At 71.6% G+C, this 8,032-nt stretch carries 10 protein-coding genes and 1 pseudogene; 4 read left to right on the top strand and 7 right to left on the bottom strand.

The annotated features are described in order from the left end of the window. From OH768_RS54160 to OH768_RS54150, 3 genes and pseudogenes are all read left to right on the top strand, one after another. Nucleotides 1-687: pseudogene (locus OH768_RS54160) on the top strand (hypothetical protein); the annotation flags it as partial. Between the two features lie 751 nt (nt 688-1,438). Then, the gene (locus OH768_RS54155; RefSeq protein ID WP_406448687.1) at nt 1,439-1,807 is read left to right on the top strand and encodes a WhiB family transcriptional regulator; all 369 of its coding nucleotides are present in this window, start codon (nt 1,439-1,441) and stop codon (nt 1,805-1,807) included. Between the two features lie 66 nt (nt 1,808-1,873). Next, nucleotides 1,874-2,374, top strand: a complete 501-nt coding sequence (locus tag OH768_RS54150) for a DUF6624 domain-containing protein (RefSeq protein WP_406448689.1) — start codon at nt 1,874-1,876, stop codon at nt 2,372-2,374. Nucleotides 2,375-2,475: 101 nt separating this feature from the next. Here the strand turns inward: OH768_RS54150 and OH768_RS54145 are convergent, their stop codons facing one another. The 3 genes from OH768_RS54145 to OH768_RS54135 form a co-directional block, all read right to left on the bottom strand. Further along, the gene (locus OH768_RS54145; protein WP_406448691.1) at nt 2,476-3,387 is read right to left on the bottom strand and encodes a hypothetical protein; all 912 of its coding nucleotides are present in this window, start codon (nt 3,385-3,387) and stop codon (nt 2,476-2,478) included. Between the two features lie 274 nt (nt 3,388-3,661). Continuing rightward, nucleotides 3,662-4,495: a helix-turn-helix domain-containing protein gene (locus OH768_RS54140; protein WP_406448693.1), complete on the bottom strand. Its 834-nt coding sequence runs from the start codon at nt 4,493-4,495 to the stop codon at nt 3,662-3,664. Between the two features lie 7 nt (nt 4,496-4,502). Next, nucleotides 4,503-4,823, bottom strand: a complete 321-nt coding sequence (locus tag OH768_RS54135) for a hypothetical protein (RefSeq protein ID WP_406448695.1) — start codon at nt 4,821-4,823, stop codon at nt 4,503-4,505. Nucleotides 4,824-5,372: 549 nt separating this feature from the next. On the opposite strand from OH768_RS54135, the gene OH768_RS54130 reads away from it, so the two are divergent. Then, complete coding sequence (locus OH768_RS54130; RefSeq protein WP_406448697.1) at nt 5,373-5,528, top strand: hypothetical protein; 156 nt, start codon at nt 5,373-5,375, stop codon at nt 5,526-5,528. On the opposite strand, the gene OH768_RS54125 is transcribed toward OH768_RS54130, so the two are convergent. The 4 genes from OH768_RS54125 to OH768_RS54110 form a co-directional block, all read right to left on the bottom strand. Further along, nucleotides 5,521-6,312 (bottom strand): DUF5677 domain-containing protein, encoded by a 792-nt coding sequence (locus OH768_RS54125; protein WP_406448699.1) that lies wholly within the window; start codon nt 6,310-6,312, stop codon nt 5,521-5,523. The genes OH768_RS54130 and OH768_RS54125 overlap by 8 nt on opposite strands. A gap of 304 nt (nt 6,313-6,616) precedes the next feature. After that, on the bottom strand, nt 6,617-7,084 hold the full coding sequence (locus tag OH768_RS54120) for a GntR family transcriptional regulator (protein ID WP_406448701.1): 468 nt from the start codon (nt 7,082-7,084) through the stop codon (nt 6,617-6,619). Next, complete coding sequence (locus OH768_RS54115) at nt 7,081-7,491, bottom strand: hypothetical protein (RefSeq protein ID WP_406448703.1); 411 nt, start codon at nt 7,489-7,491, stop codon at nt 7,081-7,083. The genes OH768_RS54120 and OH768_RS54115 overlap by 4 nt, the downstream gene beginning before the upstream one ends. Before the next feature lie 222 nt (nt 7,492-7,713). Next, a complete protein-coding gene (locus tag OH768_RS54110; RefSeq protein ID WP_406448705.1) occupies nt 7,714-7,932 on the bottom strand; it encodes a hypothetical protein in 219 nt (72 codons plus the stop codon). Between the last annotated feature and the right edge of the window lie 100 nt (nt 7,933-8,032).

Raw genomic sequence — 8,032 nt, 5'->3', positions numbered from 1 at the left:
GAGGTCGGCGGCGAGGCCTTCGTCGACGCGCTCGCCGCCCTGATGCCCGGCCTCGACTGGGCGCCCGTCGCCGCGGAGGCGCGGCGGGCCGAGGAGGCGGGAACCCTGGAGGACTGGGTCCGGGCCGGGACGCTCGACCCGCTCGCCCTCCTGCGGGCGGCCGGAGAAGAGGAGGTGGCCGCCGCCCGCCGTACGGCGCAGATGCTCGCCGGGATCGGCGCCCTCTACGTGATGCACGGGCTGCTGATGCCCGACACCCCCGGCCTCGCCCACCTGCGCGAGCAGCTCGACGCCTCCGGCTTCGCCGTGATCGTCGCCCAGCTCGTCCCCCTCATGATCAACCCGACCGGCATCCCCCAGGCCCTCGTCATGTGCCTGATACCCCACATGGGCGCGCTCGCCGCCCACTTCGAGACGCTGCTCACCCAGCAGGCCGACACCGAGCGCGGGCTGCTGTGGCTGCCCGACGACGAACACAGCTCAGCCGAGGCCTACATGGAGGCCTGGACCGGCCGCATCCACCAGCTCACCGACCGCTCCCGCACCCGCCGCACCGCACAACAGGCCGACGGGGTGGACGGGGTGGACGACGACGTCGCCGTCGAGGCCTGCGACCGTCCACACGGCGCCGGCCACATGATGGAGCCCACCCTGCAGCCGGACCAGGAAGGAACCCGCAACCGATGACCAGCAACGACCTCCGGACCGGGCCGGGATGTGCTGCATGACCTTCTTCGACGACCTCGCGCGCGCCTCCCGGATGCGCACGCCGGAGACCGAACTGCGCTACCACGGCGGCCCGCTCGACGGACAGGCCCACCCCTGACCCCTGGCCGCCGCAGATCCCGATCGCCCCGTCCGCCGGCCAGGCGGGAGGCCGGTACCTGCTCGCCGGCGGCACGGACGACCCGGACCTCTCCTTCTCCTACTACTGGACACCCGGCGACCGCGCATCCGCGCCGCGACCGGGTTCCGCCGCCCACGACGCCCCAGCGGCCGACCAGCTCATCGAGCTCCCGGACTGGGCCCTCGCTATCCGCGCCCTCTTCCAGGACAGCCGGGGCCGGCATGCCTCCCTCCAGCTCGATGTCCCGCCCCCGCCCCACGAGTAGCCGTGCCCCCAACCTCCCCGATGGCACAAGGCGGTTGGGACCCCGCCACGGGCCCGGCCGGGGAACTCGCGGGGGTGACGCTGGCATGACCGTCGAGCAGTACGGGCCGCGGCCCTACGGATGGATCCAACGGCACGACTTCGTACGGGAGTTGCTGGGGCAACTGACCACCGTCCCAATGCCGGCAACGGCTGTGCCTGGACGGGAGGTTGAGGATTTGTCGTGCCGCCGTCAAGGCCGCCTTCACCCGTAGGGATTGCCGCGCCTTGACGGTGTCTCATGCCCGGTGCGTTTGTCGTACCGTCTCCCCACCGTCGCATCCTCGGATGGGACGGTGGCGGTCCGGATCGGGGAGAGGACGGCATCGGGTGATCGTGGGTGATGGGGAGTCGTGGGGCGCGAGGGCGATCTGCCGAACCGCCGACCCCGAGGAACTGTTCGTCGAAGGCGCCGCGCAGAACCGGGCGAAGGCTGTGTGCACCGGCTGTCCGGTGCGTACGGAGTGCCTCGCCTACGCTCTCGACCACCGTATTGAGCATGGAATTTGGGGCGGTATGTCTGAAAAAGAAAGGCGCGCACTGCTGCGGCGGCGGCCCACAGTGACGTCCTGGCGATGTCTGCTTGAGGCTGCCCGCACGCAGCACAACCGGCAGGAATCCCCCGAAGGTGACGAGCGCCGTGCCTCGGCCGGCTGAGTACGGCCCGGCTGGCCGCCGCTTCATCACCTCCGCTCCGGCGTCGACGAGGAGAATCAGCTCACGTTGAACCACGCCCTTGCCGCCGAACTCCACCGCCGTGCCGAAGAAGACCAGGCGGCGCGCCGCCTCCCGGCCGGAACCCATGACGGGCGCGAGATGCGCCGGATCGACGCCGACAACACGGCCTGGCTCCAGCAGGTCATCGCCGAACACGGCTGGCCAGGCGTGGCGTTGGCCGGCGAACAGGGAGCCGATGAGGCATGGCTTCTGGCCCAGCACGCCGATCTCGCCCCCGCCTTCCAGCACCAGGCGCTCGAACTCCTGAAAGCTGCAGTCGCGGCCGGAGACGCCCCTCCACGCCACCTGGCCTACCTCACCGACCGGGTTCTGGTCGCGGCCGGCGAACCCCAGGTGTACGGAACGCAGTACACGGACGACGGAGACGGCTCGAACCTGCGCCCGCAGCCCGTTGCCGACCCTGACCAGCTCGACGAACGCCGCGCCGCGGTGGGGCTGGAACCGGCTGCGGCGTACGACCGACGCATGCACGGGTTGGAAGAATGAGGAACGCACGAGTCGAGTGAGCTCGGCCGGTCGCCGACCCCGCTGCCCCGCAGGCCGGGAAGTCCCCGCACCCGGCCGACGTTTGAGACGTGAAACCTGTTCTACGGACGGGGCCAGGCGGCAGGGACGGAAGGCGGCAGCGGGATCTCGTCCAGCCGCAGCCACTGCTCCCGGCCGGTCCGATCGGCCAGGCGGAACCTCACGTCGCCACTCTCGCCGGCCTCGTACGGGGCGTCGGCGACCGCCCTCAGCAGGGCCCGCAGTCTCGGGTGCGGTGCCTGCATAGCCCGGCCGCGCACGCCCTCGCCGCGCAGGGCGGCCAGGGCGAAGGAGGCGACGTTCACGCCGGTGCGGTGGTGGTCGTCGGCGTGGGCCGCCATCTCCGGGTGCTCCACGATGGAGGCCAGCGCCTCCGGCCCGGCGACGGTGTAGGTGAGCACCAGGTCGCCGCGCTGGAGCATCACCTGGGCTCCGGGTTGCATCATCGAGCCGTCGTCGTGGGTGGACAGGGCAACCCTGCCGATCATCGGTCCGGCGCCGATCTCACGGATCTCGTCGAACTGCTCCACGGTGGCGTCCACGAACCGCTCGGAGTCCGGCAGCACCAGCACGCAGTGCCCGTTCCATACGGTCCCCGTCCAGCTGGGCGTGAGTGAGCCGTAGCGGGTGCCGCCGCCGTCCTTGTACTGCACCGCCAGGTCGACCGGCAGCAGCTCGGCCCTCACCCCGAGCTGGCCGTAGGCGTTGCGCAGTGTCAGGCAGGCGTCCACGCACACGTTCGCCGGGACACGGCCGTCCGCGAGAGCGGCCCACAGGTGCGGCAGTACCAGTTCCACCAGCTGGTCCGGCTTCGCGTGCTCCAGGAGCGTCGCGGTCTGGTCCAGGCTGCCGCGCAGAAGAAGTCCGCCGCCCGGCAGAACCGGGGCCGGGGTGCGCGGACGGGGCACCTGGGGCTGGCGCGGGGCCCGTGTCTGTGGCGTCCGGTGCTTACGGCCTCGCTTCTGCTTCGACATGGAGCTGAGCGTAAAGATCCCAACCCGCCCTGCAACAGACCGCGTTGACACCGCTATGGCCTCAGGCCGGTGCGGGTGCCGGCCTCCCACGTCACCACTGGGCAGGGACAGTTCCGCATCCCCCGCTTCCACCGGCTGCCGGGCATCGTCCGTCGGCACGGCGGACTCATCCCAGGAGCTCGACGGGATCGTCGGACGGGCGGACGGGTAGGGGCGGCTCACGCCGCGCTCTGTCCTCGCTCAGCACCCTCTCCCGTACCTGCCGCCACAGGATCTACTCGTCCGACGGCACGCCGAGCGCGTCGAGGATGCTGCCGAAGAAGAGGTCGATCGACCGCTGTCCGGCCATGATGTGCTTGACGACGGTCCCCGGGGCCCACAGGGCGGGGCCCTGACGGGTCGTCCGGGCGGCGATCTGCTCGTCGGTCGGGGAACCGGCAGCTGTGCGCAGGCCGTCCAGCGCGGCGACCAGGTCATCCACGGTGCGGATCGAGTCCAGCTTCTGGCGCAGTCGCCATAGGTGAGGCACCTTGCGCTGGATACGTGCGGGGCCGTTCAGGGTGATCACCCGGTCCCAGGCCTGTAGGCACTGGGACCGCAGGGGTTTGTGGACTTCGACAGCGTCGAGGAAGGCGGCGAACTGTTCCCGGTCGGCGGGGATCGTCCTCTTGGTGACGAGGCGGTGCGCCGTGGAGTGCCCGAGCCGGCCGTCCGTACGGTCCTCCACCTCGCTCATCGACGGAGCGCCGTTCCTCTCGTACAGTTCCTCGGCGAGCGCGGCCAGGTCAACGACGGTACGCACCAGATGCGCGGCGGGAGCCTGGGGGCGGGGACGGTCGGCCAGCCGCTGATGGTAACGGGCCTGCCTCCACAGGTCGATGGTCTCCTGCTCGGGTCCGCCGCAGTGGGTGACGGCGTCCCGCACGACGTCCCGGCGTGGCGGGCGGCGGCCGGAGGCGGCGTTGCGCAGGGTGGCGGCGGACCAGCCGGTGTCGTGCGCGAGGTCCTCGTACGTCAGGCCCGCCGCCGCGCGCCAGGCCCGCTGGAAGTCGGCAAGCCGGCCGACGGCGAGCACCTCCCGGACGACCGGGTTCTCTGTGCGTCCCACGGGGCGCTCACTCCTCCCCAGCGAGTTTGCCGAGCTTCCCGATCCACACGAGTGGACGGATCCGGCCCGTCGCCGACGCCACGATCACCGCACCCAGTCCGCCCACGGCAGCGACCATCTGCACCACCTCACCGAGCGTCGACCCGGTGAGGTACAAGAGCGCCGCCACGCCAAAGACGACGCTCATCAGCGCCGCCTCGGCCGCGTTGAGCCGCTTGCTCTCCCCGCCGTTCCTGGGCGAGGACACCGGTACAGCCGCGGGCACGTCGACGGCCCGGGCGGCGACCGCGCGCAGGGAGGGGGGCACCGGGCTGTCCTCGGGGGACATCACAACTGGCTCCTGGGTGTGACAAGGGGGCTCCGGCAGCGGAGCCCGAGGAGGTGATGGGAAGCGGTGCCGGAGCTGCGGGGCGAGTCACCCGCATACGTCCGGCGCGTGTCGTCATCGTCGCAGCCCTCGGGTCAAGTCCCGTACCGAAAACGGGCCGTTGGAGCCGATTCCGCAGTGTGCATCCCAGTCGTTCGGACGCCGCGATGCGGGGACCACGGTCTCGTGCCGGGCAGGTGCGGGAGCCGGTTCACGCTGGCAGACATGCCCGATGCACGCTCCGCCCGCCCCCTCAGGCCTGCAAAATCCGCAGCCGGCATCCCAACCCTGCGCCGTTCCGGGACGGCGGCCCGAGCCGAACGAGAACACCTCGCGGCCGTCGGGTCGGCCGGCGAACCCACAGCGAGGAGACGACGGTGCCCGAAGAGCTGTCGCCCAGTGGGTGGCCGGCTTCCGCAGCCCGCAGACCCACGGTCAGCGCCGCACCTACATGGAGGAGTTGCTGCTCTTCGCGGCTGAGGAACCTCGGAGGCGGGTACCGCGGTCGGCGTGCTCTACGTCATCTTGAAGGACGACCAGGGCGGCAGCGGCGACGGCCGGTCGGTGGCCTCGGTCGCCGCGCAGGGTCCGCATGCTCCCGCGCTCACCGGCGGGCAGGTCGGGCCGGGGCGCCCTGAACGGCCCGGCCCCGGGACCGTTACTTGACGCGGACGGGCAGGAGCTGGGTGTTCTCCAGACCGAGGTCCGCAGTGGCCTGGTCGATGCTGGCGCGCAGGGGGTCGCCGTCGATCAGGGGGCTCACCACGGTGGCGGTCTGCAGGAGCGCCAGGGCCAGTTGGATGATGTCGGCGTGGCCGAGATCGGCGGCCTCCGGCCGGATCTGCAGGGAGCCGTCGCTCATCTGCTCCACGTACGCGCTCGCGGTGGCGATGGTGGTGTGCGAGAGCGAGGAGAGGTGCGAGTAGACCGGGTAGATGTCGCCGACGTCGTAGCGGTCGAGCATGTCGTAGAAGTTGCCGAGCTCGTGCTTGAGCTTGTTGAACAGGGTCTGTTCGGCCGGGGTACGGACGGCCGGCACCTGCTGGGCGGTGGCCTGGTCGATCACGGCACGGAACTCGGCCGCGTTGGACCAGCCGGTCTCCTCCAGCTTCTTGCACAGCTTCTCGCGCTCGTCGTCACCGCGGGCGACCAGGGCGTCGACGGCCAGATCGCCGTTGTCGACGAGCCAGTTGATGGCGTACGCGTGGTTGAGGATGTTGCGGACTATCGGGGCCGCCTCCAGGGTGAAACCGCGCTCGGTGAGCAGCAGGACGGCTTCGGAGGTGCGGCAGACCAGACGCCACCAGCTGTAGACCGGGCCGAAGACCCGCTCCTTGTCCACGGGAACGCTCACGCCGTGGACGATGGCCGCGTCGGCGGCCTCGAGGAGGTCGGCGGCCGTCGACCGGGCGAGGTCGGCGGACTTCTGATCGTTCGTCAGGTTCGTCATGCCCAGGGACTGTAGGGGTTCGGGGCGGAGTGATACGAGCGGTTTGCGGGCAGGCCCGGAAAGCCGGGGCACGTGGTGGGGGCGGGACCGTGTCCCTGGATGCGATCAGCGCCGGGGATGCTGACAGCCCCGTTCACTGCGAGGTGCACGGCGGGAGCTGGTGCACGGACGGGCCACGCCCGCGCGGCCTGGCAGCGCTGTGCCGCCCGCGTACGCCGGACCCGGATGCTGCCTGGGTGCGGCGCGGGCCGACGGACCTGCCGCATGACCGGGACCGAGCCGGGCACGGCGTTCTCGCCGCCCGTCACGTCACGGGCGCGGCCGTCCGCCGGCGGAGGCTGCCGGCCTGTCCGAAGAGGCGCAGCAGGGTGTCCAGGACGTCGGCGAGTTCGTCGACGCGGCGCGCGAGTTCGGTGTATTCGTCCGTGGGCATGTGTGTCCGGGAGGCGGCCGCGGAGACGGAGCCGGCGGGGGCGGGGAGGGGGCTGGCGACGAAGGTTCCCCGGCCGGGCTCGGTGTAGACGAGGCCTTCGTCGCGCAGGACCCGCACGGCGGACCGGGCGGTCATGTCGGCGATGCCGTACTCCTCTCCCAGGACACGAGAGGGCGGCACCTGGTCACCGGGGCCCAGGCGCCCGACGAGGATCTGGCGCCGCAGGTCGTCGGCCAGGAGACGGTAGGGAGGCCGGTCCGAGGACTGCGGCAGACGCCGCGCCGCGGTCCTGCGGGCCCCTGCGCGCGGACTGCCGGGCGCTGCCGCGCCGTTGCTCACGACGGGCCCGCGCCCGGGACGGAACGCCGGGGTGCGCGGTGGATCCGGCTCTGAACCAGCTCGATCTGCTCGGCGCCGTAGGCGGTGGTCGCACCCGAGGGCTTGTAGCCGGAGGCCGGGGCGAGTTCGCGCAGGGGGTAGCGGCCCGAGGCGTGGAACTCCCGGGCGTAGGCCAGGATCAGGCGGACGCGGCGGTCGGCCGCCTCCCTCTGCGCCCGGGCCTCCTCCAGAGCCAGGATCAGGGGATCGGCATCGAGGCCCAGGGCGGCGGCCTCCAGGTTGGAGGCGTACTCCGAGCGCTCGCGCTCGGCCTCCTCGTAGGCGTCGGGGAAGGCATCCTCCGGAGTCACACTCCCCGGTTCGGGCAACGGGCAGAGCAGGGCGGCGAGTTCATCAATCAGCAGCATTTTTCGATTATCGTAAATCTTTACGATAATCGCAAGATGCTGTGAGGTTGCCGATCCCGCGCTGCCGCCCGACCCTCGCCTTCGTCCCCGCCCGGAGGCGGTCGGCACGGCGGCGGCGTACCCGCCGGGCAGTGGCGCCTCGTCCGGTCGGCGGCCTCGGTGCCCATACCGTCGGGAGCCGCAGCCCCGCAGCCGCCCGGACCCAGCCGGGGGACGTGTGCTCTAGCCGCGCTGCTGGTGATTCCAGCGGGCGCGCCACCAGGCCAGCCGGTGCGCGGAGTCCTGGGGGAAGACCGACTGGATCGCGGTGACGAGCAGGGCGAGGGCAAAGCAGGTGAAGGCCAGGGCGGTCAGCCACCACGGCGCGCCGATCAGTGCCAGGGCGATGCCGCTGATGCCGGCGGCGGCGGACGAGATCAGCGGTCGGTTCGGATTGTGCATTCGAAGGTGTCCCCCTCGGGCGGGCGTACCTGCGCGGTACGCGGAATGTCAGGAACCCGGGCGTTTTTCGCTCGGCCTGCATCCAGTTCTACGGAACGAG

Source organism: Streptomyces sp. NBC_01622, assembly GCF_045209635.1.
Lineage (GTDB): Bacteria > Actinomycetota > Actinomycetes > Streptomycetales > Streptomycetaceae > Streptomyces.
This window is presented reverse-complemented; position numbering and strand designations above follow the sequence as displayed.

Excerpts from the sequence above, each read along its gene's own strand:
- OH768_RS54155 (WP_406448687.1), top strand. The coding sequence starts at position 1,439 with ATGGGACGGTGGCGGTCCGGATCGGGGAGAGGACGGCATCGGGTGATC.
- OH768_RS54135 (WP_406448695.1), bottom strand. The coding sequence starts at position 4,823 with ATGTCCCCCGAGGACAGCCCGGTGCCCCCCTCCCTGCGCGCGGTCGCC.
- OH768_RS54110 (WP_406448705.1), bottom strand. The coding sequence starts at position 7,932 with ATGCACAATCCGAACCGACCGCTGATCTCGTCCGCCGCCGCCGGCATC.
- OH768_RS54125 (WP_406448699.1), bottom strand. The coding sequence starts at position 6,312 with ATGACGAACCTGACGAACGATCAGAAGTCCGCCGACCTCGCCCGGTCG.
- OH768_RS54145 (WP_406448691.1), bottom strand. The coding sequence starts at position 3,387 with ATGTCGAAGCAGAAGCGAGGCCGTAAGCACCGGACGCCACAGACACGG.
- OH768_RS54115 (WP_406448703.1), bottom strand. The coding sequence starts at position 7,491 with ATGCTGCTGATTGATGAACTCGCCGCCCTGCTCTGCCCGTTGCCCGAA.